At 63.4% G+C, this 24748-nt stretch carries 24 protein-coding genes; 5 read left to right on the top strand and 19 right to left on the bottom strand.

The window, feature by feature from the left end:
* Nucleotides 1-51: 51 nt before the first annotated feature.
* From mgtE to argC, 19 genes are all read right to left on the bottom strand, one after another.
* Complete coding sequence (gene mgtE / locus ACUN9Y_RS02625) at nucleotides 52-1419, bottom strand: magnesium transporter (RefSeq protein ID WP_445459125.1); 1368 nt, start codon at nucleotides 1417-1419, stop codon at nucleotides 52-54.
* Nucleotides 1420-1784: 365 nt separating this feature from the next.
* Nucleotides 1785-2213 (bottom strand): F0F1 ATP synthase subunit epsilon, encoded by a 429-nt coding sequence (locus ACUN9Y_RS02630; RefSeq protein WP_445459126.1) that lies wholly within the window; start codon nucleotides 2211-2213, stop codon nucleotides 1785-1787.
* 24 nt (nucleotides 2214-2237) lie between these two features.
* Nucleotides 2238-3614, bottom strand: a complete 1377-nt coding sequence (gene atpD, locus ACUN9Y_RS02635) for a F0F1 ATP synthase subunit beta (protein WP_445459127.1) — start codon at nucleotides 3612-3614, stop codon at nucleotides 2238-2240.
* 65 nt (nucleotides 3615-3679) lie between these two features.
* Complete coding sequence (gene atpG / locus ACUN9Y_RS02640; RefSeq protein WP_445459128.1) at nucleotides 3680-4561, bottom strand: F0F1 ATP synthase subunit gamma; 882 nt, start codon at nucleotides 4559-4561, stop codon at nucleotides 3680-3682.
* 76 nt (nucleotides 4562-4637) lie between these two features.
* Nucleotides 4638-6182 (bottom strand): F0F1 ATP synthase subunit alpha, encoded by a 1545-nt coding sequence (atpA, locus tag ACUN9Y_RS02645; RefSeq protein ID WP_445459129.1) that lies wholly within the window; start codon nucleotides 6180-6182, stop codon nucleotides 4638-4640.
* Nucleotides 6183-6198: 16 nt separating this feature from the next.
* On the bottom strand, nucleotides 6199-6738 hold the full coding sequence (locus tag ACUN9Y_RS02650) for a F0F1 ATP synthase subunit delta (protein ID WP_445459130.1): 540 nt from the start codon (nucleotides 6736-6738) through the stop codon (nucleotides 6199-6201).
* Between the two features lie 11 nt (nucleotides 6739-6749).
* Nucleotides 6750-7220 carry a F0F1 ATP synthase subunit B gene (locus ACUN9Y_RS02655; protein ID WP_445459131.1) on the bottom strand — a complete coding sequence of 157 codons (471 nt, stop codon included), beginning with the start codon at nucleotides 7218-7220 and terminating at the stop codon, nucleotides 6750-6752.
* Nucleotides 7221-7284: 64 nt separating this feature from the next.
* Entirely contained in the window at nucleotides 7285-7533 is a 249-nt protein-coding gene (gene atpE, locus ACUN9Y_RS02660) for a F0F1 ATP synthase subunit C (RefSeq protein WP_013334203.1), read from the bottom strand.
* 82 nt (nucleotides 7534-7615) lie between these two features.
* Entirely contained in the window at nucleotides 7616-8479 is an 864-nt protein-coding gene (gene atpB / locus ACUN9Y_RS02665) for a F0F1 ATP synthase subunit A (protein ID WP_445459132.1), read from the bottom strand.
* A 13-nt stretch (nucleotides 8480-8492) separates the two neighbouring features.
* Nucleotides 8493-8879, bottom strand: a complete 387-nt coding sequence (locus ACUN9Y_RS02670) for an ATP synthase subunit I (protein WP_445459133.1) — start codon at nucleotides 8877-8879, stop codon at nucleotides 8493-8495.
* Between the two features lie 265 nt (nucleotides 8880-9144).
* Nucleotides 9145-10077 carry a ParB/RepB/Spo0J family partition protein gene (locus ACUN9Y_RS02675; RefSeq protein ID WP_445459134.1) on the bottom strand — a complete coding sequence of 311 codons (933 nt, stop codon included), beginning with the start codon at nucleotides 10075-10077 and terminating at the stop codon, nucleotides 9145-9147.
* Between the two features lie 107 nt (nucleotides 10078-10184).
* On the bottom strand, nucleotides 10185-10955 hold the full coding sequence (locus tag ACUN9Y_RS02680; RefSeq protein ID WP_445459135.1) for a ParA family protein: 771 nt from the start codon (nucleotides 10953-10955) through the stop codon (nucleotides 10185-10187).
* A 115-nt stretch (nucleotides 10956-11070) separates the two neighbouring features.
* The gene (rsmG, locus tag ACUN9Y_RS02685; protein ID WP_445459136.1) at nucleotides 11071-11733 is read right to left on the bottom strand and encodes a 16S rRNA (guanine(527)-N(7))-methyltransferase RsmG; all 663 of its coding nucleotides are present in this window, start codon (nucleotides 11731-11733) and stop codon (nucleotides 11071-11073) included.
* Nucleotides 11730-13625 carry a tRNA uridine-5-carboxymethylaminomethyl(34) synthesis enzyme MnmG gene (mnmG, locus tag ACUN9Y_RS02690; RefSeq protein ID WP_445459137.1) on the bottom strand — a complete coding sequence of 632 codons (1896 nt, stop codon included), beginning with the start codon at nucleotides 13623-13625 and terminating at the stop codon, nucleotides 11730-11732. The genes rsmG and mnmG overlap by 4 nt, the downstream gene beginning before the upstream one ends.
* 710 nt (nucleotides 13626-14335) lie before the next feature.
* Nucleotides 14336-15118, bottom strand: coding sequence for an amino acid ABC transporter ATP-binding protein (locus ACUN9Y_RS02695; protein ID WP_445459138.1), 783 nt, complete (start codon nucleotides 15116-15118; stop codon nucleotides 14336-14338).
* Nucleotides 15119-15181: 63 nt separating this feature from the next.
* The gene (locus ACUN9Y_RS02700; RefSeq protein ID WP_445459139.1) at nucleotides 15182-15853 is read right to left on the bottom strand and encodes an amino acid ABC transporter permease; all 672 of its coding nucleotides are present in this window, start codon (nucleotides 15851-15853) and stop codon (nucleotides 15182-15184) included.
* 100 nt (nucleotides 15854-15953) lie between these two features.
* The gene (locus ACUN9Y_RS02705; RefSeq protein ID WP_445459140.1) at nucleotides 15954-16712 is read right to left on the bottom strand and encodes a transporter substrate-binding domain-containing protein; all 759 of its coding nucleotides are present in this window, start codon (nucleotides 16710-16712) and stop codon (nucleotides 15954-15956) included.
* Between the two features lie 331 nt (nucleotides 16713-17043).
* Nucleotides 17044-17397 (bottom strand): iron-sulfur cluster insertion protein ErpA, encoded by a 354-nt coding sequence (gene erpA / locus ACUN9Y_RS02710; RefSeq protein WP_445459141.1) that lies wholly within the window; start codon nucleotides 17395-17397, stop codon nucleotides 17044-17046.
* Between the two features lie 155 nt (nucleotides 17398-17552).
* On the bottom strand, nucleotides 17553-18587 hold the full coding sequence (argC, locus tag ACUN9Y_RS02715) for an N-acetyl-gamma-glutamyl-phosphate reductase (protein ID WP_445459142.1): 1035 nt from the start codon (nucleotides 18585-18587) through the stop codon (nucleotides 17553-17555).
* Between the two features lie 222 nt (nucleotides 18588-18809).
* Between argC and ACUN9Y_RS02720 the strand changes: the two genes are divergently transcribed.
* The 5 genes from ACUN9Y_RS02720 to ACUN9Y_RS02740 all read left to right on the top strand — a co-directional run bounded on the left by ACUN9Y_RS02720 (nucleotide 18810) and on the right by ACUN9Y_RS02740 (nucleotide 24736).
* The gene (locus ACUN9Y_RS02720; protein ID WP_445459143.1) at nucleotides 18810-20729 is read left to right on the top strand and encodes a chloride channel protein; all 1920 of its coding nucleotides are present in this window, start codon (nucleotides 18810-18812) and stop codon (nucleotides 20727-20729) included.
* Between the two features lie 9 nt (nucleotides 20730-20738).
* Entirely contained in the window at nucleotides 20739-21170 is a 432-nt protein-coding gene (gene hemJ, locus ACUN9Y_RS02725; protein ID WP_445459144.1) for a protoporphyrinogen oxidase HemJ, read from the top strand.
* A complete protein-coding gene (gene thiD / locus ACUN9Y_RS02730; RefSeq protein WP_445459145.1) occupies nucleotides 21167-22021 on the top strand; it encodes a bifunctional hydroxymethylpyrimidine kinase/phosphomethylpyrimidine kinase in 855 nt (284 codons plus the stop codon). Before hemJ ends, thiD begins: the two co-directional genes overlap by 4 nt.
* Before the next feature lie 169 nt (nucleotides 22022-22190).
* Nucleotides 22191-23483, top strand: a complete 1293-nt coding sequence (gene hemL / locus ACUN9Y_RS02735) for a glutamate-1-semialdehyde 2,1-aminomutase (protein WP_445459146.1) — start codon at nucleotides 22191-22193, stop codon at nucleotides 23481-23483.
* An 11-nt stretch (nucleotides 23484-23494) separates the two neighbouring features.
* A complete protein-coding gene (locus ACUN9Y_RS02740) occupies nucleotides 23495-24736 on the top strand; it encodes an AAA family ATPase (RefSeq protein ID WP_445459147.1) in 1242 nt (413 codons plus the stop codon).
* Nucleotides 24737-24748: the final 12 nt, after the last annotated feature.

Genomic DNA, 24748 nt, shown 5'->3' on the forward strand with positions numbered 1-24748 from the left:
ACACCTCGCCCCCGGTCGCTGCCGAGCCGACCGCGTAGTGCAAGCACGGCGCTAGGCCCCTAGCAGCACCGCGCTGGCGATAGAAAAATAGATGATCACCCCGGAGGCATCGATCAGCGTGGTGACCAGCGGTGCCGAGGCCGTGGCCGGGTCCCAGCCCAGCCGGTCCAGCACGAAGGGCAGGCACATGCCGAGCAGGCTGCCGAACAGCACGATGGCGATCATGCTGACCGCGACCACGGCGGCGACCGCCTCGCCCCCGCGCATGACCCCGATCGGTGCCACCGCCAGTGCCATGGTCAGCCCCAGGGCACCGGCAACCAGCAGCTCGCGACCGAGCAACTTGCTCCAGTCCTTGACGCCCACGTCGCCGGTGGCCATGCCGCGCACCATCAGGGTGGCGGCCTGGGCGCCGGCGTTGCCCCCACTGCCGATCAACAACGGCAGGAAGAACACCAGGGTCACCTGGGCGGCGATGGTGTCCTCGAAATAGGCAATACCGGCCCCGGAGAACAGGTTGCCAAACACCAGCAGCACCAGCCACGTCACCCGCTTGCGATAGAGACTCCACAGCGGGACCCGCGATACGCCGCCTTCGAGCTGCCCGATCGACATCCCCTTGTGGATATCTTCGGTGGCCTCGGACTCGACCACGTCCATAGCGTCATCGTGGGTGACGATACCCACCAGCTTGTCGTCGCCATCGACCACCGGCACGGCCAGCATGTCATAGCGGGCCACCAGCTTGGCCACCTCCTCCTGGGGCGCGTCGACACCGATATCGATCACGTCCTTGATCATCAACTCATCGATCAGGGCCCGGGGCCGCGCCACCATCAATTGACGCAGCGACATGGTGCCCGCCAGGCGCCCCTGGTCGTCGATGACATAGAGCTGGTAGACGGTCTCGGCATCCGGCGCCGTCTGGCGTACCCGCATCATTGCCTTGGCCACGCTCAGCCCCGAGGGGATGGCCACGTAGTCGGTGGTCATCAAGGCTCCGGCGGTGCCCTCTTCATAGCTCGCCAGGCGCCTGAGTTCTTCGCGCTCGCGCCGCGCCATGCGCCTGAGCAACGCCTCCTTGCGGTCATCGCCGAGAGCCTTGAACAGATCGGTCCGTTCATCCGATCCCATCTCTTCGAGAATCCGTACCAGCTGACGGTCGTCCAGCGCCCCGGCGGCCAGGGCCTGAACATCGACCGGCAGGTGGCCGAAGACACTGGCCTGACGCACCACCGGCAGGCAGCCGAGCAGCGCAAGGGCGGTATCGACCTCGTCGTCATCCTCGATCAGCTGTTCGAGGATCTCGGCCAGATCCGCCGAGCGTAGCTCCGGCAGACGCTCGTCGAGCGCGACACGATCGTCCAGCGACCGGATCAAGGCGTGCTTGTGCAGCTCGAGGGTGGGGGACAGGCTCATGAGCGTCTCCTGGCGATACCGTCATCCCGGCGGCGAGCAGGGGCGGTGACACAACAACAAGGGCAGAGGCCGCCATGATGCCACGCTGGACTTGCCGAGAGGAGCTTAATGACCAGAGCTTAATATGAGGGGGCGGCGATGAGAGCCTGACACTCGTCCCTGACAATCAAGGCCTGCGCGACGCTCGCGTGCGTCTGTCCTTCGAGGCCCTCGGTCCCCCGCCGGACCGAGCCTTCGCCCTCGCATATCGACCTCGCCCCAGCCGCGAACTCGAATACCAGCCGCGACCCCGAGCATCCACAACAACGACAACGCCCCCGAATGCGGACATTCGGGGGCGCCTTTTTGCTCGAGCCACTAAGGACTTAGCTCTTGCCGGCCTTCTTGCGCAGCTGATTGATCGTGCGCAGTTGGGCCATGGCCTCGGAAAGCTCGGCCGCGGCACGGGTGTAATCCATCTCCGCGGTCTTGTCTTCCATGGCCTTCAGGGCATGCTTTCGGGCGTCTTCGGCGGCCGCCTCATCCAGATCCGCGGCGCGAACCGCGGTGTCGGCCAGCACGATCACCTTCTCCGGCTGGACTTCGATGAAGCCGCCAGACACGTAGAAGTGATCTTCCTGACCGCCTTCGTGCAGCACGCGAACCGGCCCCGGGGCCAGTTCGGTGAGCAGCGGCGTGTGACCGGCCAGGATGCCGAGATCCCCCATGATGCCAGCCGCCACCACCTGCTCGGCACTACCGGAGTAGACCGAGGTTTCGGCGCTGACGATCTCGCATTGAATGGTTTTCGCCATAATGACGTCTCCCAGGTAGAGGGATTACTTCATCTGGTTAGCTTTCTCGACGGCCTCGTCGATGCTGCCGACCATGTAGAAGGCCTGCTCGGGCAGCTCGTCGTACTCGCCGCCGAGAATGCCCTGGAAGCCACGGATGGTTTCCTTCAGCGACACGTACTTGCCCGGAGAGCCGGTGAAGACCTCGGCGACGAAGAACGGCTGCGACAGGAAGCGCTGGATCTTACGCGCGCGGTACACGGTCTGCTTGTCTTCGTCAGACAGCTCGTCCATGCCCAGGATCGCGATGATGTCCTTGAGCTCCTTGTAGCGCTGCAGAACACCCTGGACACCGCGAGCGGTGTTGTAGTGCTCCTCGCCCACCACCAGCGGATCGAGCTGGCGAGAGGTGGAGTCCAGCGGATCGATGGCCGGGTAGATACCGAGCTCGGCGATCGAACGCGCCAGTACCACGGTGGCGTCCAGGTGCGAGAAGGTGGTCGCCGGCGACGGATCGGTCAAGTCATCCGCGGGCACGTAGACGGCCTGCACAGACGTGATCGAGCCGGTCTTGGTGGAGGTGATACGCTCCTGCAGAACGCCCATCTCCTCGGCCAGGGTCGGCTGATAGCCCACCGCCGACGGCATACGACCCAGCAGCGCGGACACTTCGGTGCCGGCCAGGGTGTAGCGGTAGATGTTGTCGACGAACAGCAGCACGTCACGACCTTCATCGCGGAACTTCTCGGCGATGGTCAGGCCGGTCAGGGCCACGCGCAGACGGTTGCCGGGAGGCTCGTTCATCTGACCGTAGACCAGGGCTACCTTGTCGAGAACATTCGACTCGCTCATCTCGTGATAGAAGTCGTTACCCTCACGGGTACGCTCACCGACACCGGCAAACACCGAGTAACCGCTGTGCTCGGTGGCGATGTTACGGATCAGTTCCATCATGTTGACGGTCTTGCCGACACCGGCGCCGCCGAACAGGCCGACCTTGCCGCCCTTGGCGAACGGGCACACCAGGTCGATGACCTTGATGCCGGTCTCGAGCAGCTCGTTGGTAGCTGCCTGATCGGCATAGCCCGGGGCCTTGCGGTGAATCGGCATGCGCTCGTCTTCACCGATGTCACCGGCTTCGTCGATCGGCTCGCCGAGCACGTTCATGATCCGGCCGAGGGTCGCCTGACCCACGGGCACGGAAATCGCGGCACCGGTATTCTCGGTGACCATGCTGCGCTTGAGACCCTCGGTGGAGCCCATGGCGATGGTCCGCACCACGCCGTCGCCCAGCTGCTGCTGGACTTCGAGGATGGTGTCTTTCTCGGCGACCTTCAGCGCGTCGTAGACCTTGGGCACTTCGTCCCGCGGAAACTCTACGTCAATCACCGCACCGATGATCTGTACGATACGTCCGCTCATCTTGGTTCCTCTCAAATACCTGCAAATGAAACCTGCATGCCGGGAGGGTCGCACCCTCCCCGGCGCTATACGGCGGCGGCGCCACCAACGATTTCGGAGATTTCCTGGGTAATGGCCGCCTGACGGGCCTTGTTGTACACCAGCTCCAGATCGTCGATGAGTTCACCCGCATTGTCGGTCGCGCTTTTCATCGCGATCATGCGTGCCGCCTGCTCGCAAGCCGTGTTCTCTACCACGGACTGATACACCTGCGCTTCGACATAACGCACCAGCAGGCTATCGAGCAGCGCCTTGGCATCCGGCTCATACAGGTAGTCCCAACTGCTGGGACGCGTATTCTCGTCGTCATCCGCCGCATCGTCGGCGTCCACGCTCAGCGGTAACAGCTGACGGACGACCGGCTTCTGCGTCATGGTATTGACGAATTCGTTGTGCACCACGTAAAGACGATCCAGCTCGCCGTTGTCATAGGCGTCGAGCATCACCTTCACGCTACCGATCAGGTCTTCAAGACTCGGTGACTCACCGAGGCCGCTCTTGGCGGCGACCAGGTTGCCACCGTACTTGCGAAAGAAGCTGCCGGCCTTGCTGCCAAGGGCGCAGAAGTCGAGCTCGGCGCCCTTCTCATGCCAAGCCTTGGCATCTTTCACCGCGGCCTTGAACAGATTGACGTTCAGGCCACCGCACAGACCACGGTCGCTGGACACGACGATGAAGCCGACGCGCTTGACGTCACGCTCTTCCAGCCACGGATGCTTGTACTCCGGGGTCGCCTGGGAGAGGTGCCCGACCACGGTACGGATCTGCTTGGCGTAAGGCTGGGTCGCCTTCATCCGTTCCTGGGTCTTGCGCATCTTCGACGCCGCCACCATCTGCATCGCATTGGTGATCTTCTGCGTGTTCTTGATGCTCCCGATCTGGGTGCGAATCTCTTTTCCGACTGCCATGGCGATCTACCTTTGTTCGTGACCCTCAGAGGCTCGTGTCATCCAGACGGCCCGCCGCTGGCGGGCCGCCGGCGATTTACCAGCTCTGAGTGGACTTGAACTTCTCGAGACCCTGCTTCAGACCGCTCTTGATCTCGTCGCTGTAGTCGCCGGACTCGTTGATCTTGTCGATCAGGTCGGCGTGCTCGGCCTTCATGAACTCGTGCAGGGCACGTTCGAAGTCCAGCACCTTCTTGACCTCGACGTCGTCCAGGAAGCCTTCGTTGGCGGCAAACAGCGAAATCGCCATTTCGGCCACCGACATCGGCGAGTACTGGGTCTGCTTCATCAGTTCGGTGACGCGCTGACCGTGCTCGAGCTGCTTGCGGGTGGCTTCGTCCAGATCAGACGCGAACTGGGAGAAGGCCGCCAGCTCACGGTACTGAGCCAGCGCCAGACGCACACTGCCGCCGAGCTTCTTGATGATCTTGGTCTGGGCCGAACCACCGACACGAGACACCGACAGACCGGCGTTGATCGCCGGGCGGATGCCCGAGTTGAACAGGTCGGTCTCGAGGAAGATCTGACCGTCGGTGATCGAGATCACGTTGGTCGGAACGAAGGCAGACACGTCGCCGGCCTGGGTCTCGATGATCGGCAGCGCGGTCAGTGAACCGGTCTTGCCCTTCACTTCACCATTGGTGAACTTCTCGACGTAGTCGGCGTTGACGCGAGCGGCACGCTCGAGCAGACGAGAGTGGAGGTAGAAGACGTCGCCGGGGAAGGCTTCACGACCCGGCGGACGACGCAGCAGCAGCGACACCTGACGGTAGGCTACGGCCTGCTTGGACAGGTCATCATAGACGATCAGGGCGTCTTCACCGCGGTCGCGGAAGTACTCGCCCATGGTGCAGCCGGAGTAGGCCGCGAGGAACTGCATCGGGGCCGGGTCGGCGGCGCCGGCGGCAACCACGATGGTGTGTTCCATGGCGCCGTGCTCTTCGAGCTTGCGCACCACGTTGGCGATGGTCGCCTGCTTCTGACCGATGGCCACGTAGACACAGGTCACGCCGGTGCCTTTCTGGTTGATGATCGCGTCGATGGCGATCGCCGACTTACCGATCTGACGGTCGCCGATGATCAGCTCACGCTGGCCGCGACCGATCGGCACCATGGCGTCGATGGACTTGAAGCCGGTCTGGATCGGCTCGTCGACCGACTGACGGGTGATGACGCCCGGGGCGACCTTTTCCACCGCATCGGTAAGTTCGGTGCCCAGATCGCCCTTGCCATCGATCGGGTTACCGAGGGCGTCGACCACGCGACCGCGCAGTTCGGGGCCCACCGGCACCTCGAGGATGCGGCCGGTGCACTGGGCGGTCATGCCCTCTTCGAGCTGCTGGCAATCCCCCAGTACCACGGCGCCGACGTTGTCGCGCTCGAGGTTCAGGGTCATCCCGAAGATGCCGCCGGGGAACTCGATCATCTCACCGAACATTGCGTCGGCGAGGCCGTGGATCTGCACGATACCGTCGGAGACGCTGACGATCGTGCCCTGATTACGGGCTTCGGATGCGACATCCAGCTTTTCGATACGCTGCTTGATGATGTCGCTGATCTCGGAAGGATTCAGTTGCTGCATGCCATGTCCCTCAGACTCAGGCGGAAAGAGCTTCGTGGAGACGGTTCAATCGACCGCGTACGGAGCCGTCGATGACGGTATCGCCGGTACGCAGGATCACGCCGCCCAGAAGCGAGGAGTCCACCTGAGTGGTAATGGAGATTTCGCGGTTCAGACGCTTGGCCAGTGCACTCGCGAGCGATTGTTCCTGGGCCTCGGCCAGCGGGAAGGCGGACACGATCTCGACGTCCATGCGCTTCTCTTGCTGTGCCTTGAACACCTCGAACTGCTCGGCGATTGCGCCGAACACCGCCAGGCGGCCCTTCTCGCCGACCAGGTGAACGAAGTTCTTGAACTCGTCATTGACCGCGTCACCGCAGACATCAACGACCAGCTGAGACTTCTGCTCGCTGGACAGCTTGGGATTGCCGAGCACACGGGTGCGCATGTCGTCGTTGGCGACCACCTGCGCGACCCGGGAAAACATGCCGGACCAGTCGTCAAGCGCGTCCTTGGCCACGGCGTGCTCGAAGGCCGCCTTAGCGTAAGGACGTGCGATAGTTGACGTTTCCGCCATGGGGCACCTCCTCAGAGCTCTTTGGCGAGTTTGTCGACGATGGCAGCGTGCTGCTTCTCATCGATGGAGGATTCCAGGATTCGCTCGGCTCCGAGCACCGCAAGACGCGATACCTGCGCACGCAGCTCTTCCTTGGCGCGGTTCACTTCCTGCTCGATCTCGGACTTGGCCTTGGCGATCATGCGTTCGCCTTCCAGGCGGGCATCTTCGCGGGCCTGCTCGAGCTTCTGGTTGGCCTGCTTCTGGGCCTGCTCCAGGATCTCGGCTGCCTCTTGCTTGCTCTTGCGCAGGGTCTCGTTGGCCTCTTCTTCGGCCACCTCGAGATCACGCGCCGCACGGCTGGCAGCATCCAAGCCATCGGCGATCTTCTTCTGGCGTTCCTGCAGCGCTTGCATGACCGGCGGCCATATAAACTTCATGCAGAACCAGACGAAGAACGCAAAGGCGATAGCCTGGCCGACTAGTGTTAGGTTCAGGTTCACGCCAGCACCTCTCGCGTTACGGGTTTGGGGTTAACGGGGCGACGGCTCTTGCGAGCGCCGGTCATTAACCGACAAACGGGTTAGCGAAGGTGAAGAACAGCGCGATACCTACACCGATCATGGTCACGGCGTCGAGCAGACCGGCGACGATGAACATCTTGACCTGCAGCATCGGGATCATTTCCGGCTGACGCGCGGCGCCTTCCAGGAACTTGCCGCCGAGGATACCGAAGCCGATGGCGGTGCCGAGGGCACCCAGGCCGATCAGCAGGGACACGGCGATGGCGGTCATACCCAGAACTTGTGCTTCCATGGTGGTCTCTCCAGTTTTCGTTTAATGGTTAAGGGTTAGTGGGTTAAGGGTGTGCTTTTGGGACTTCGGGCGAGCCCGGCGGTCAGTGTTTCTCGACCGCCATGCTCAGATAGACGATGGTCAGCATCATGAAGATGAAGGCCTGCAGGGTGATGACCAGAATGTGGAACACGCCCCAGGCAAAGTGCAGCGGCAGCTGCCACAGACCGATCATGGCGATCAGGATGAAGATCAGCTCACCGGCGTAGAGGTTACCGAACAGTCGCAGCGCCAGAGAGATCGGCTTGGCCAGCAGGGTCACGGTCTCGAGCAGGAAGTTGACCGGGATGAACAGCGCCTGGACCAGCTTGTTGGGCGAATTGAACGGGTGCAGGGTCAGCTCGCCGATGAAGCCGGAGAAGCCCTTCTCGCGAATGGTGTAGAAGATGATCAGGCCGAATACGGACAGCGCCATGCCGATGGTAGCGTTGACGTCGGTGGTGGGCACGACCTTGAAGTAGACGTGAGCCGGGTCAGCGCCGAACATGGCACCGATCTTGGCCGCCAGCAGCGGCAGGAAGTCCACCGGCACCAGGTCCATCAGGTTCATCAGGAAGACCCAGCAGAAGATCGTCAGCGCCAGGGGCGCGATCAGCCGGCTCTTGCCATGAAAGGTGTCCTTGACCGAGTTGTCGACGAACTCGACCATCAGCTCGACGAAGTTCTGCAGCGCACCGGGCACGCCCGTGGTCGCGGTGTTGGCGGCCTTCTTGAACAGCCAGATGAACAGCAGACCGAGGCCAATGGACCAGCCCAGGGTGTCCAGATGCACGGCCCAGAACCCCATGTCGGAGGCTTCCTGCGCGGAATGCGCGATCGACCAGCCGTTATCGGGATGAAGCCCGAAGGTCAGGTTCTGCAGATGGTGCTGGATATACTCCGTCGGAGTCGGGTTATTGCCTGCCATGTCTGCCTCGTTTTTAGGTGTGCGACGGTCGCTTCACAAGCCAGGGACCCAGCCAGTGAGCGAACAGCGTCACCACGTAAGCGCCAAAGAAAAAAGTGGGGTTTGAGGGAGGCACTGCGATGAACACGCAGGTGAACAGTGCCGCCGTCAAACCGAACTTTCCGGCTTCTGCCCGATAAAAACTGTTGACGATGGCCTTGGAGTAACGCGCGCCCTGAAAGCGAAACACGCGCCAGGCGAAGAAGGCATTGGGCAGAAAGGCCACCAAGCCGCCAAGCGCTGCCGAAGAGGCTCCCGCTGCGCCGGAGAAAAGGGCACCGATAACGCTCATCAGCGCTACCACACCCAGTTGCGCCAGCAACAGTCGCTGCACTTGGGGTCGCTCGATCCTGGCCGCCAAGGCTCTCTCCCGCCGCGCTGACTTTGCGCGAACTCACCGATCCATCGTTTGTTGCTCGCCGGCGGCAGACCACCAGCAGACTCCGGCGCGATTATAGGGAAGGCCCGTTGCCGCTTCAACCGAATGTGGGACGATTTGTCGACACTTGGCGCAAGCTTACAACCAAATGCGCAGAACATGCCGCGAAGTTACTTAGCCACCTAAAGGGTTTACTACGCCGCTTCGAGCCTCATCTGTCACGTATCGGCGACACTGAATCGAGTGTTCAGCGAATATGAGTCAAGATCCCGTCCAGTTCATCGAGGCTCGAATACTGGATCGTTACCTTGCCCTTGCCGGCCTTGCCATGCTGAATCTTGACCGGGGCGCCGAGCACATCGGCCAGGCGCGACTCGAGACGGGCCACGTCCTGACTGGGCGCCGCCTTGGCGGCCTTGGGCTTGGTCGACGCTAGCTGCTTCACCAGCGCTTCAGTGGCGCGCACGGTCAGGTCCTTGTTGACCACCTCGTGGGCCGCCTTGCGCTGTTTAGCCGCAGGCAAGGACAGCAAGGCCCGAGCATGGCCCATGTCCAGATCGCCGCGTTCGAGCAGGGTCTGGACCTCGGGGTCCAGCGCCAGCAGACGCAGCAGATTGGTGACCTGGGCCCGCGAGCGGCCCACCGCATCGGCGACCTGCTGCTGGGTCAGCTCGAACTCGTCGAGCAGCCGCTTCAAGGCCATGGCCTCTTCGACCGGATTGAGGTTTTCACGCTGGATGTTCTCGATCAGCGCCAGGGCCAGGGCGACCTCATCGGTGACTTCGCGGATCACCGCTGGGATGACGTCGAGTTCGGCCAGCTGAGAGGCACGCCAGCGCCGTTCGCCGGCGATGATCTCGTAGCGATCGGGGCCGATCGGGCGCACCACGATGGGCTGCATGACGCCCTGAGCACGGATCGAATCGGCCAGCTCCTCCAGCGCCTCGGGCTGGATGTCACGCCGCGGTTGATAGCGACCGCGGCTCAACTGACCAAGCGGCAGGCGCTCGAGGCGTTCCTCGGCGACCGCCGCCGGTGGAGTCTGGGCCTCACCGCCTTCGTCGAGTGACGCCTCATCGAACTGGGCATCGACCCCAGGCAGATCCAGGCTCTCGCGGCGACGGGCGCCGGCACCGATCAAGGCATCCAGGCCACGTCCCAGAGCGCGTTTACGCGTCATCGACAATCCCTCTCACTAAGCGGTGTACCGCGCGACTGTGTAGGCGATAGGCGGGCCCAGCTGTGGCGATGCCGCTCGCACCAGCCATCGGCGGCGCCCTCGCAATGCTATAACGACAACCGGCGAATCAATTCCTTGGCCAGCACGCGGTGGGCCTGGCTGCCGCGGGAGAAGCGGGCATACTTGGTCACCGGCAGACCATGGCTCGGCGCCTCGGCCACCCTCACGTTGCGCGGAATGGTGGTCTTGAGCAAGGCATCACCGAAGTAGTCACGCAACTGCTTGCTGACGTCCCGAGTGAGGCTGTTACGGGCATCGAACATGGTGCGCAGGATGCCATAGATCTCCAGCGTCGGGTTCACGCTGTCCTTGATCTGCTCGACGGTATCGAGCAGTGCCGACAGGCCTTCCAGGGCATAGAACTCGCACTGCAGCGGGATCAGTACGCCGTTGGCGGCGGTCAAGGCATTCACGGTCAGCATGTTGAGCGACGGAGGGCAGTCGATCATCACCACGTCGTATTCCGACGCGACTTCCTCGAGGGCCCGGGCCAGGCTGCGTTCACGCCCCTCGGTGCGGTCGAGCAGCTCGACCTCCGCGGCGGTCAGGTCGCCGTTGCCCGGCAACAGCGAGTAACCGGCCTCGGGGCAGTCGAGGATGACTTCCACCGGGCGCTTGTCACCGAGGATGACGTCCAGGACGCTGCCATCGAGCTCGTGCTTGTCGATGCCGCTGCCCATGGTCGCATGGCCCTGGGGATCCAGGTCGACCAACAGCACGCGACGATCGAGGGCGGCCAGGCTCGCGGCCAGATTGACGGCGGAAGTGGTCTTGCCGACTCCACCCTTCTGGTTGGTCAAGGCGATGATTTTGGTCACGGCGTCATCCTTGCTTGAGAAATCTCGGGTGGCTCCGATGCGTGGAACCAGCCTGCTTGAACCAAGGCCCCTGGACGCGAACCACCCACCGCCTCGCGGTTCACCCTCGCCCCATTCAGTGAGCGCTGGTCTCGGCGCTTCGTTCCAGCATAACCAGTTCTCGTGCGCTTGACTCGAAGGGCACGCTCAACGCATGACGCGCGAGCTGATGCACATCGCCGCCCAGCAGCTTGAGCTCATCATCCACCGCAGGCCCCTTCATCGCCAGCCACTGGCCGTCGTCGGCCACCAGGGGACGAGTCAGGTCGACGAAGTCCTTGAGGCTGGCGAAGGCCCTGGAGATGACCTGATCGAAGCCCCCTGCAGGCGCCTCGAAGGCCTCCACCCGAGCCTGGATCGGCGTCACATTGGCAAGCCCTAACTCCATCACCGCCTGGCGTTGAAAGCGAACCTTCTTGCCGTTGCTGTCGAGCAGGGTGACGTCGAGCTCCGGCGCCAGAATCGCCAGTACCAGGCCGGGTAGCCCCGGCCCCGCGCCCACATCGAGCACTCTCGGCCCGCTCACGAAGGGCAGCACCGAAGCGCTGTCCAAGAGGTGGCGGGAGACCATGTCAATGGGCTCACGTACCGCGGTGAGGTTATAGGCGCGGTTCCACTTGTGCAACAGACCGACCAGGGCCAATAGGCGCTCACGCTGGCTAGGTTCCGGCGTGATGGCGAGTTGCCCAAGGCCCTGGTCGAGACGCTGCGCGACGGCGCTCAGGTTCGGCAGACTCATGCGCTGGCCGCCCGAGAGCTGTCGAGCAAACGGCGTTTTTTTAAATGAATCAACAAGATAGAAACCGCTGCGGGGGTCACCCCGGAGATCCGCCCGGCATGGGCCAGGGTCTCGGGACGGGCCTCACTGAGCTTCTGGCGAATCTCGTTGGAGAGTCCTTCGACCGTCGCGTAGTCGAGATCGGCCGGTAAGGCGGTGCCTTCGTGGCGCTTGAGCTTGTCGATCTCGGCCTGCTGACGATCGATGTAGCCCTGGTACTTGGCCTGGATCTGCACCTGCTCGGCGACGCTGTCATCGTCCACGGCGTCGCCGTTGAGGCTGGCCACGTCGGCATAACCAAGTTCGGGGCGCTTGAGCAGGTCCATCAGATTGTATTCTCGGGCCAGCGGCTGTCCGGTGCTGGCCTCGAGGCGAGTGGCGGCTTCGCTGCCGGGCTGCACCCAGGTGGCCTTGAGGCGGGCACTCTCCTGCTCGACCGCCTCACGCTTGGCGGCAAACCGAGACCAGCGCTGATCGTCGACCAGGCCCAGCTGGCGGCCGTGCTCGGTCAAGCGCATGTCGGCGTTGTCCTCGCGCAGCAGCAGGCGATATTCGGCCCGGGAGGTGAACATGCGATAGGGCTCCTTGGTACCCAGCGTGATCAGGTCATCGACCAGGACACCGAGATACGCCTCGTCGCGACGCGGGCACCAGGCCTCGAGCGCGCGAGCCCGGCGCGCGGCATTGAGACCGGCGAGCAGGCCCTGGGCCCCGGCCTCTTCGTAGCCGGTGGTGCCGTTGATCTGTCCGGCGAAGAACAGGTTGTGGATAAACTTGGTTTCCAGCGAGTGCTTCAGATCGCGAGGATCGAAGAAGTCGTACTCGATGGCATAGCCCGGCCGCGTGATGTGCGCACGCTCGAGGCCCTCGATGGAGCGCACGACCTGAAGCTGCACGTCGAAGGGCAGCGAGGTCGAAATACCATTGGGGTATAGCTCGTGAGTATCGAGGCCTTCTGGCTCGATAAACACCTGGTGGCTGGCCTTGTCGGCAAAGCGATGGACCTTGTCCTCGATGGACGGGCAGTAGCGCGGGCCGACGCCTTCGATGACACCGGAGAACATCGGCGAGCGGTCGAGATTATTGAAGATGATCTCGTGGGTACGCTCGTTGGTGTGGGCGATGTGGCAGCTGACCTGGCGCGGGTGCATGTCCCGGTTGCCGACATACGACATCACCGGTACCGGGGTGTCGCCCGGCTGTTCCTCGAGGCGTGAGAAATCCACGCTCTTGGCATCGATCCGCGGCGGGGTCCCGGTCTTCAGCCGGTCGACCCGGAAGGGCAGTGCCCGCAGACGCTCGGCCAGGGCGTTGGACGGCGGATCGCCGGCGCGCCCCCCGCGGCTCTTGTCGAGACCGATGTGGATCACGCCACCGAGAAAGGTTCCGGTACACAACACCACGCATTCGGCCATGAACCGAATGCCGGTTTCGGTGACCACGCCACGCACGCTGTCGCCATCGACGACGAGATCACCGGCGGCCTGCTGGAAGATTGTCAGGTTGGCCTGATGTTCCAGCATCGAACGGATAGCGGCCTTGTAGCGAACCCGATCCGCTTGGGCTCGGGTCGCCCGTACCGCGGGCCCCTTGCGAGCGTTGAGCACGCGAAACTGAATCCCACCGAGATCCGTGGCCAGGCCCATGGCACCGCCGAGGGCGTCGATTTCCTTGACCAGATGGCTCTTGCCGATCCCACCGATGGCGGGATTGCAGGACATCTGGCCGAGGGTCTCGATGTTGTGGGTCAGCAGCAGGGTCTGGCAACCCATGCGGGCAGAGGCCAGGGCGGCTTCCGTTCCGGCATGGCCACCGCCGATGACGATGACGTCAAAGCGGTCGGGATACTCCAAGGTTCACCTCGTTCGGCGTCTCGGCGCCGGTGCAAATGCAAAAAGGGCTAAAAAGTAGCCGGGCAGTATAAACCCTCCTGTGGGTAAACGTCAGGGTTTTCCACACCCGCAATGCCACTGCCTCGGTTCGTCATAGACCTATAAAAAAATAAGAGAAGTAAGTTAGAAGTTCTGTTGTTGTAGTGACTATTGGTGTGGACAAAAACCGTGGATAAGGCGATTAAACGCATAAAAATCAAAAAACTATATTGTTGACCAGTGCAAGGACAAGAGGCGTACTGGCTGCGGACGAGTTGCCCGGAGCCTGTGGACCAATGGGGCGGTTGTTCACAGCCTCGGGACTCCACCGGTTATCCACCGAGCCTAGGTGCAGTTGTCACCGCGACGGTGAACAAGTCCTCGATCACCGCGATAGGCCCGCCACGACGGCCTTTGCACTGAATCGCGATTTTTTTTGTCCACAGCCCAAAAAAGGCCCTGTCGATAACTTCGACAGGGCCTGGGGGGAACGAATTTGGCGAGATCTCACGATGATTAGGAGCAGTGGAGGCTTGTTGGTCGCGCCCGGACCTCCAACGAAAACCCCCGAGCGATGCGGACATCACTCGGGGGCGTCGGTTCGCGGCCTGCGGCGATGACGCGCTCGAACACGCGACACGCTTGTGTCGGCGCGCCGAGGCGGCATTGACCCGGCGTGCGGGGTCGGGCCGTTAGTGCTTGAGCACCCGCGACAGGAAGCTCTGGGTACGCTCGTTCTGGGGATTGTCGAATACCGCCTCCGGCTTGCCCTCTTCGACGATCTCGCCCTTGTGGATGTAGATCACCCGGTCGGCCACTTCCCGCGCGAAGCCCATCTCGTGGGTGACGATCATCATCGTCATGCCTTCCTTGGCCAGCTCTCGCATGGCGTCGAGTACCTCGCCGATCATTTCCGGGTCGAGGGCCGAGGTGGGCTCATCGAACAGCATCAGCCGCGGTTCCATGGCCAGCGCCCGGGCCAGCGCCACACGCTGCTGCTGGCCGCCGGAGAGCTGTGTGGGCAGCTTGTCGGCCTGATCCTGGATGCCGACGCGATCGAGCAGGCGTTCGGCCGACTCGGTCGCGTCATGGCGGCTGACACCGCGGACCTTCATCGGTGCCAGGGTAACGTTGTCGCGTACGCTCAGGTGCGGGAACAGATTGAACTGCTGAAACACCATGCCGACTTCGGTGCGAATGGTCTGCAGCTCGCGGCTGGCCTTGCCGTAGGGCTTGAGGTCATTGCCATCGACACGCAGCTCGCCCTGCTGGAACTCTTCCAGGCCGTTGACGCAGCGAATCAGGGTCGACTTGCCCGAGCCGCTGGCGCCGATGATGACCACGACTTCGCCGTGGGCGACCTCCAGGTCGATGTTCTTGAGGACGTGCAGAGAGCCGAAGTGCTTGTTGAGGCCGCGCAGCCGAACGATAGGCTCGCCGTCGGTGTTCTCGGGAGTGGGGGTAGCGTTGGTCATGTCACGTCTTCCGCGATGATGTGCCGAGGATGAGGAGAGTGGTGTCGAGGCTATCCACTGGGGTCATTGGCCCACCAGGCCCTTGCGTTCGAGCATGCGCAGGAGGAAGGACAGTGACAGGGTGATCACCAGGTAGAGCACGGCGACCATCAGGTACACCTCCAGGGCATTGAACGTGGTGGCGATGTAGATCTGCCCCTGACGGACCAGCTCGCCGACGCCGATCACCGCGAACAGGGAGGTGTCCTTGATGCTGATGATGGCCTGGTTACCCAGCGATGGGATCATGCGGCGAAGGGCCTGGGGCCAGATCACGTGCTTGAAGGTCTGGTAGCGCGAGAGACCGAGCGACAGGCCGGCTTCACGCTGTCCGCGCTCGATGGACTGCACGCCGCCGCGCACGATTTCCGAGATGTAGGCGCCGGAGTTCACCGCGATGGCGGCGATACCGGCGGTGATGGGATCGATGGAGGTGCCGATGACGCTGGGTAACCCGTAGAAGATGAATAGCACCTGAACCAGGACCGGGGTTCCGCGGAAGATCTCGATGTAGGCCACGGCAGGAACGCGCAACCAGGCGGTGCGGGAAATGCGCAGCAGGCCAAACAGGATGCCGATGAGAAAGCCGATGGCGAGGCCGCCGAAGGAGATCAGCAGAGTGTAGGGAATGCCGGTCAGCAGCTGCGGGATGGAGGACAGCGCCGCCGACCAGTCGAATTGAAAATTGACGTCCACGAAGGGTCTCCGTCGATACGGTTGGGGGAGAAAGGAACAGGGACGCAACGCAACGGGGCCGGATCATTGATCCGACCCCGTATAGGTCAGCGGCCTGCAATCACTCGCTGGCGGCGCCGAACCACTTAGCGTGGATCTCGTCGTAGGTGCCGTCTTCCTTCATCGCGGCCAGGGCTTCGTTGACCGGCTCGACCCACTCGCTGTCCTTGACGAAGACGATGCCGTACTGCTGGCCTTCGTAGAGCGGGCCGACGACCTTGACCTTGCCTTCGCCACGGGTCTGAGAGAAGTAGCCGACGTTGGGGGCGTCATAGAAGGCGGCATCGACGCTACCGCCGAGCAGGGCCATGTACATGTCGCTGGTACCCGGGTACGGAGTGATCTCCGCGTCTTCGCCGAGGTTTTCCTGGAGGTAGTCGTAGCTGGTGGAGCCGATCTTGGTGCCGATGCGCATGCCGGCCAGATCGTCCACGCTCTGAACGCCTTCTTCATCGGCCTTGACCAGGATCTGCAGGCCGCTGTCGTAGTACGGATCGGAGAAGTCGACGATCTCCGCGCGTTCATCGGTAATGGTGATGCCGGCAATGGCGATATCGACGTTGCCGGTCTGCACGGCGGGGATGATGCCGTTGAAGTCCATGGTGCGCAGGTCGTATTCGAAGCCGGCACGCTCGGCCAGCGCGGCAATGATTTCCATGTCGAAACCGACCATCTCGCCGGTTTCCTGGTCCATCATTTCAAACGGCACGAAGCTCGGGTCGGTGGCGACGGTCAGCTTGCCATCCTGGGCCTGGGCGGTACCCACACCGGCGAATGCGATGGCGGTGGCCAGGGCTGCGGAGCAAAAAACGCTTTTCATGATTTTCCCCAGTTAACATTATTGTGAAATCCCCGACTACCATGGCGAGTCGTGCCAAGGCGGTCAAGTTGATGCCTGGCCGCTGCGCCAACGCTGGGCGTCGTCAGACGATGCGGTTTGGCACCTCTGGCAGGGGGTAATCACGCCGACGCCCCACCACAGGAGCAACTGTGTGGGGCGTCGCGGGGGCCGTATTCGGTCGTGATGCCGGCGGCTGGGGATGGCTCGAGGGGAGCGGACAGGGAGGACCAGTCAAGCGTCCTTGGACAGCGTGATTGAGCAAGGCTCATGCCACGCTCAGGCGATCCACCGCAGGCAATCCTTCGTAGCGTTAGACCATGAAGGAGGCGCCGCAGCCACAGGTGGTGGTGGCATTGGGGTTCTGCACCAGAAAGCGAGCGCCGGCCAGGCCTTCTTCGTAGTCGATGGTGGACCCGACCAGGTATTGATAGGACAGCGGATCGATGACCAGGGAAACGTCGCCGAAGGCGATCTCGGTGTCGTCCTCGTCGATGGCTTCGGCCATGTCGAAACCGTACTGGAAGCCGGAACAGCCGCCGCCGGTCACGTAGACACGCAGGGCGATCTGACTCGCGCCCTCGTCTGCCATCAGCGCCGAGAGTCGGCGACGAGCGTTGTCGGACAGCAGCAGTGGAGTGGGAACGAAGGATTCTGCACTGCTCATGAACGTGCTCCCGGGAAATGGTGAATGTGCCGGTAAACGGCGATCGACCCATCATTATCCGCAATCCCGAGCGTAAGGGTCAACTTTTTAGCAACGACGCGTCGAACACGGAGTACGGCGCAGCCCAAGGGGGCTGCGCCGTGGCGGCGCCTGATTCAGGGCATGATCGCGGGGGCATCGAGTCCGGCGGTCTCGGCGAAACCGAACATCAGATTGAGGTTATGCACCGCCTGGCCGGAGGCGCCCTTGACCAGGTTGTCGATGACCGATAGCACGACCACCGTCGCATCGTTGCCGGGGCGATGAATGGCGATACGGCACATATTGGAGCCCTTGACGCTGCGGGTTTCGGGGTGGCTCCCCGTGGGCATGACGTCGACGAAGGGCTCGTCGGCGAAACGCTTCTCGAACAGCGCCTGAAGATCGCCGACGTCGCCTGTCAGCTGGCCATAGAGGCTCGCGTGGATGCCGCGGATCATCGGTGTCAGGTGGGGCACGAAGGTCAGCCCCACCGGGTGGCCGGCCGCGTCGCCGAGGCCTTGGCGAATCTCCGGCAGGTGGCGGTGGCCCGAGGCGCCGTAGGCCTTGAATGACTCGCTCGCTTCGGCCAACAGCGACGCCACCTTGGCGCCGCGTCCGGCGCCGGTGACCCCGGACTTGCAGTCGGCGATCAACCGGGTGTCATCGATCAGGCCGGCTTCCAGCAGGGGCAGGAAGCCGAGTTGAACGGCGGTCGGGTAGCAGCCCGGCACCGCGACAAGGCGCGCATTGCGGATGCGTTCGCGGTTGACTTCGGGCAGGCCATAGACCGCTTCCCCGAGAAGCTCCGGCGCGCCGTGGGGCTGGGCGTACCACTGGGCCCACTCCTCGGCATCGCGCAGGCGGAAGTCCGCCGACAGGTCGATGACCCGAGTGCCACGCTCGAGCAGATCGCCGGCCAAGGCGTGAGCGACCCCGTGGGGGGTGGCGAAGAACACCGCGTCGCAGCGGCCGAGGCGGCCGGCGTCGGGTTCACTGAAGCGCAGTTCGTCATAGTGTCCGCGCAGGTTGGGGTACAGCTCGCTGACCGCGAGGCCGGCCTCGCTTCGCGAGGTGATCGCCTCGACCTCGACGTCGGGGTGCTGTGCCAGCAGCCTGAGCAGCTCGACGCCGGTGTAGCCCGTTCCGCCAACGATTCCAACCTTGATCACGTGACGCTCCTTACAGCAGTGACTGTCGTTCGATGTGAATCTCGCAAGGGATAGTCGACGAGCAATGACTCGTGACATCCGCACGCCCGTTTGCCGCCGTTTGTGTGAGCGGGCAGTGGGTCAGCCGTGCCCAACTATGATACACAAGAGGAAGCCGTCCGGCCTGGCGTCTTCGACGTTGGTGTCGGAGGCAAGGATCCGCTCTTTCAAGGAATGTCGCTCTTGTCGCGCTTCAGCTTACCGGACTTCAGTCTCGACGGGTTTCGTCGTCAGCTGGCCAACGTCGATGCCCTGCCGCAGTTGTGCGTGCTGGGGGTCTTGTCGGGGCTGATCACGGGCACGCTGATGGTGGTCTTCCGCCTGCTGCTGCTGCTCGGTGGACTGGCGTTGATGCCGGACGGTGATCCCGAGGCGTTCGAGCGCCTGGCGACGCCGCTGCGCATGGTTCTGCCGCTGATCGCGGTCAGCGTGATCGGCGTGGTGCTGTGGCGCCAGCCACTGGCCTCGCGCAAGATCGGCGTCAGTCACGTCATCGAACGTCTGACCTATCACCAGGGGCGTTTTCCGCTGCGCAACTGGATCAACCAGTGGTGGGTCGGCGTGGTGTCGGTGGTCGGTGGCCTGTCGGCGGGGCGTGAGGGACCGGCGATTCACCTCGGGGCGGCGGCCTCCAGCGGCCTTGGCGAACTGCTCCGGTTGCCGCATAACAGCCTGCGGGTGCTGGTGGCCTGCGGCACCGCCGCCGGTATCTCGGCGTCGTTCAATACCCCCATTGCCGGGGTCATCTTCGCCATGGAAGTGGTGATGATGGAGTACACCATCGTCGGCTTCATGCCGGTCATCCTGGCCTCGTGCATGGGCGCCCTGATTTCCCAACTGGTGTACGGCGCCGATCCCGCCTTCCCGGTACCCGATCTGGCCATGAGCTCGCTGTTCAACATCTACTGGATCGCGGTGATGGCCTTCGGCATCGGGTTGCTGGCGGGCCTGTTCATCCATATCTCGCGTAGCGAGCGAGTCGCCGATCTGCCCCTGTGGCTGCGCCTTGGCATGGTCGGCATCCTCGCCGCCGGACTAGCCTGGTGCTACCCCCAGGTCCAGGGGATCGGCTACGACAGCCTATCCGATGCCCTGTTCGGCAACCTCACGCTCGACGTGCTCGTCGCACTGATGATTGGCAAGCTGGTGCTCACCGCCTTTACCGTGGCCTGTGGTGTCCCGGTCAGTATCATTGGCCCGGTGCTGGTGGTCGGCTCGGCGGCGGGGGCGTTGGCGGGACTGGCCGGGGGGTGGCTGTGGCCGGACAAGGCCGCCGATCCCGGCCTCTATGCCATGATCGGCATGGCGGCGATGATGGGCGCCGTGTTGCAGGCGCCGCTGGCGGCGTTGATGGCCTTGCTCGAGCTGACCCACCACCCGCATATTCTGTTACCCGGCATGTTGGCGGTGGTGGTGGCGGGGCTCACCTCGCGTCAGCTGTGTCGTTGCGATGGCTTCTTCATCAGCGTCAAGCGTCATGGCCTGCACCCCCTGCAGCAGCCCTTGATGCAGGCGCTATCGCGGGTCTCGGTACCGGCGGTCATGGAGCGCAGCCTGGTGCGGACCAAGCGGCGAGTGACCCATGAACAGGCGCGGGGCCTGCTCGAGGCCAACCCGGTATGGATCGTCATCGAGCGTTCTTCCGATGACAAGCCGACGCTGGCGCTGAAGGCCGCCGATCTGGCGCGCTGGATGCTCGAGCATGATGCCAGTGGCCGGCCGATCGCCCAGCGCGAGGACGAGTCTGACGAGGACCCGGCGGCGGGGGCAGACCGCGAGGGTGAGCCCGGCAGTGGTTTTGAAGATGGCGACGTTGGCGGTGCCGCGGCGACGCCTTCAGCCGCGGCCGTCGTGGAGCCGGCGGATGACGCCAAGGCGGCACCGTTGCTGGATCTGTTGGAGATTCCAGGGCAGCGCATGGACCTGGCGCCGATTCATCTTCAGGCGACCCTGTCCGAGGCATTTACCACGCTCAATGAGAGCAAGGTGGATGGGCTCTATGTGGAGCACGGTTATCGACCGAAGCAGAAGCGAATTTCCGGTATCATCACCCGGGAAGCCATCGAGCGTTACTACCGCTTTTCTGATTCATCCACAGCCTGAGGAGTCGCTATGTATCTGTGGATAAAGGCCTTCCATCTGATCGCCGTGGTCACCTGGTTTGCCGCCATGTTCTATCTGCCGCGTCTGTACGTGTACCACGCCATGGCCCGCGATAAGGGCGAGTATGCCAGCATGGACACCTTCCGGGTGATGGAGCGCAAGCTCTATCGCGGCATCATGACCCCGTCGATGGTGGCGGTGCTGGTGCTGGGGGCGGTGCTGGCGTGGCTCAACCCGGCCTGGATGCAGCAAGGCTGGATGCATGCCAAGCTGACCCTGGTGGTCTTGCTGGTGGCCTACCATCACGTTTGCCTCATCTACTTGAAGCAACTGGCCGAGGATCGTTGCAAGCGTAGCGCCACTTATTTTCGTATCTTCAACGAGTTACCCGTATTGGCGCTGGTGGCGATCGTGGTGCTCGTGGTGGTGAAGCCATTTTGAACCATGACGAGGACAACGAGGTCTCGCGTCATCTGCCGACGGTGCTGGTGCTGGCCGGGCACGACCCGACCGGTGGCGCAGGCCTGATCGCCGATGCCGAGAGCGTGGCGGCCTGTGGTGGCTGGGCATTGACCGTGCCGACGGCATTAACTGTGCAGAACTGTCACGACGTTATCGCTGTCTCATCGGTATCGGGCAGCGCCATTCGGCAGGCTGCCGGGGCGCTGCGTGACATGCCGCTGGAGGCGATAAAGATCGGACTGATCGCGGATCTCGAGGCACTCGATGCGGTGGTCGATGTGGTGCGCCAACGCCCGGGGGTACCGGTGGTCGCCGATCCGGTGCTGCGTGCGGGGGGCGGTTGCGAGTTGGCCACCCAGGAGCTGATCGATGCCTATTGCGAGCGGCTGTTGCCGCTGGTGGATATTCTGACACCCAATCGTCAGGAATTGGCACGCCTTGCCGGCACCGATTACGGTGATGACACCGAGCGCGCGGTCAGCCTGATGCGCCAGGGCTGCCAGGCGCTGCTGGTGACCGGCACCGATACCCCGCTTGAGCGGGTGCCGGCGGATCGCGTCGAGCATATCCTGCATGCCCCGGACGTGGACCGGCAGTGGTCGTGGCCGCGGCTCCCCGGGCAGTTTCATGGCTCCGGCTGTACCCTGGCATCGGCGTTGGCGACGCGACTGGCGGTGGGCGAGTCTCTGGTGGCGGCCTGTGAGCAGGCCCAGGTCTTCACTTGGCAGGCCTTGGCCCATGGCTGGGATTCGGGCGTTGGCCAGCGTTTGCCGCGTCGTTTGTGGCGATTGCCACCCGCGAGCTTCGCGCTGCACGAGGTCAAGGTATGATGGCCGATCGCGCTACTGGTGGCAGGGTCGCCGATGGCGCATCAGAGGATGCTGTGACCACCGGGTTATCCCAGCCCCTCCACAGAGTTATCCACAGTCTTGTGGCCAGATTCACGTCGACGCACGAGGCGTCGACCAAGGACATCACATTTTGGGCAAAGAGGTTGCCATGACCACATCCGCTGAGCTCTTCGAGCAGGCCTGCCGCCATATTCCCGGCGGCGTCAATTCGCCGGTGCGTGCCTTCAAGGGACTGCATCGTCCTCCGGTGTTCATGGAGCGAGCCCAAGGCGCCTATCTGTTCGATGTCGAGGGCAAGCGCTACGTCGACTATGTGGGGTCCTGGGGGCCGATGATCACTGGCCATGCCGATCCCGATGTCCTGGGGGCGGTGCGTGAGCGTCTCGACAAGGGCTTGTCATTTGGGACGCCCACCGCGATCGAGACCACCATGGCAGAGCTGATCTGCGAGATCATGCCGAGCATCGAGATGGTGCGCATGGTCAATTCCGGGACCGAGGCGACCATGTCGGCGATTCGACTGGCGCGGGGCTACACCGGACGCGACAAGATCGTGAAGTTCGAGGGTGATTACCACGGGCATACCGACTCGCTGCTGGTCAAGGCCGGTTCCGGCGCTCTGACCCACGGGGAGCCCAACTCGCCCGGGGTGCCGGCGTCCCTGGCCGAGCACACCATTACCCTGTCTCACAATGATATCGACGCCGTCGAGCAGTGCTTCGATGAGATCGGCAGCCAGATCGCCTGCATCATCGTCGAGCCGGTGGCCGGCAACATGAACTGCATTCCGCCCTCGCCAGGCTTTCTCGAGTCGCTGCGCAAGGTCTGCGACCGCCATCAGAGCCTGCTGGTGTTCGATGAAGTGATGACCGGTTTTCGCGTCGCGCTTGGCGGTGCCCAGGCCCACTACGGCATCACGCCGGACCTGACCTGTCTGGGCAAGATCGTCGGTGGCGGCATGCCGGTCGGCGCTTTCGGTGGCAGCCAGGAGATCATGAGTCAGTTGTCGCCCTTGGGCCCGGTGTATCAGGCCGGCACCCTGTCGGGGAATCCCTTGGCCATGAGTGCCGGGGTGGCCCTGCTTGGCAAATTGCGTCAGCCGGGCTTTCATGATGCGCTGGCCCAGCGTGTCGACACGCTATGCAATGGGTTGGAAGCTCGTGCCCGGGCGGCCGGTATCGATATGATCACCCAGCGCGCCGGCGGCATGTTCGGGGTCTTCTTCACCGGCCAGAGTCGCGTCGACAACTTCGCCCAGGCCACGGCCTGTGACGCCGACGCCTTTAGACGTTTCTTCAGCGCCATGCTCGAGCGCGGCGTGTACCTGGCGCCTTCGGCTTACGAAGCCGGTTTCATGTCCAGCGCCCACACGCCGGAAGACATTCAGTTCACCCTGGACGCCGCGGAGCAGGCCTTCGCCCAGATGAAGCCCCAGGCCTGAAGGAGACAACCATGAACGGCATTGACGCCTCGCCCCAGGATACCAGCGTAGACGCCACGAGCCTCGACGAACTCGTCGATGCGCTGGCGGCCTACCATGCCGAGCCGCTTCCCGGCGGTGAAACGCCGGATGCTCTGGCGGTGCTCAAGCAACGCATCGAGGACGAGGCGGCCACCTGCCGGGGCCTAGTCTCCGGCGAGGAAGACCTCGACCGCCTGGCCAGCCTGACCGAGTGGCTCGGTCAGGAAGTGGAACGGCTGGCGCCGATCATCGAGGTGCGCGGTGATCGTCTGCGGCCGAGCCGCTGGTACATGGATTACGCGGATGTGCGCTTGAGCGATAACGGTCGTCTGGTCATTACCCAGTCCGCCGCCCACGATCCCGTCCCGTTCGATTACCCGGAGCTGGCCGACCCCGGCCATGACCTGGCGAGTCTGCGAGTGGAGCTCGAGCTGCGCGGTGAGATGACGCTGTCGCATCAGGCGCTCGATGGCTATCTCAGACGCAGCGGCGACTATGAGCTGGCCCGAGTGCTGACGCTGCTCCAGGTGGTCGAAGCCATGGCGGGCATGCGTCGCGTGCTGCAGCGGCGCCGGGCCGGCAGTGAAGGGCCGCGGCCGGCGGTGATGGCGGAAACGATGAATGCGTTTCGCCGCTATCTGCAGTTGGCCGAGCGCCACGCCGAGTTCCGCTTTCCGCCGCTGGTGATTGGGGTCGGCGTTTCCGGCAGCGGCAAGAGCCGTTTTACCCGGACTCTGGTCGGTCGACTCGGCGCGGTTCGGCTGAGTTCAGATAACCAGCGCCTGGCGCTGCACGGATTCGATCCACAGGACCTCGATGCGCCGATGCCTGTGGATATCTATACCCGCGAGGCCACGGACAAGACCTATCGTCGCCTCGCGGCCTGTGCCGGCATTCTGCTCGACGCCGGTTTCATGGTCTGTGTCGACGGGACCTTTCTCGAGCGTGAGCAGCGTGAACTGTTGCGCTGGCAGGCCGAGGCACGTGGATTGCCGGTATTGCTGGTCAGCTTCGAGGCCGATGACGAAACGTTGCGCAGGCGGATCAGCAAGCGCGCGCTGCGCAATGACCGTGACGAGTCACTGAGCCTGGCGGTGCTGGCGGCTCAGCAGGATGCCTTCGAAGACTTCAATGACGAAGAACGCCTGCATCTCGTGCGCCTGGACAGCACCGCCGACAACGCGGCAGAGACCTTGGCGAGCCTGATTGAGGAACATATTCGGGTGCTGTAGCGGAAAGCTGGC

The organism is Halomonas sp. V046, assembly GCF_052645355.1.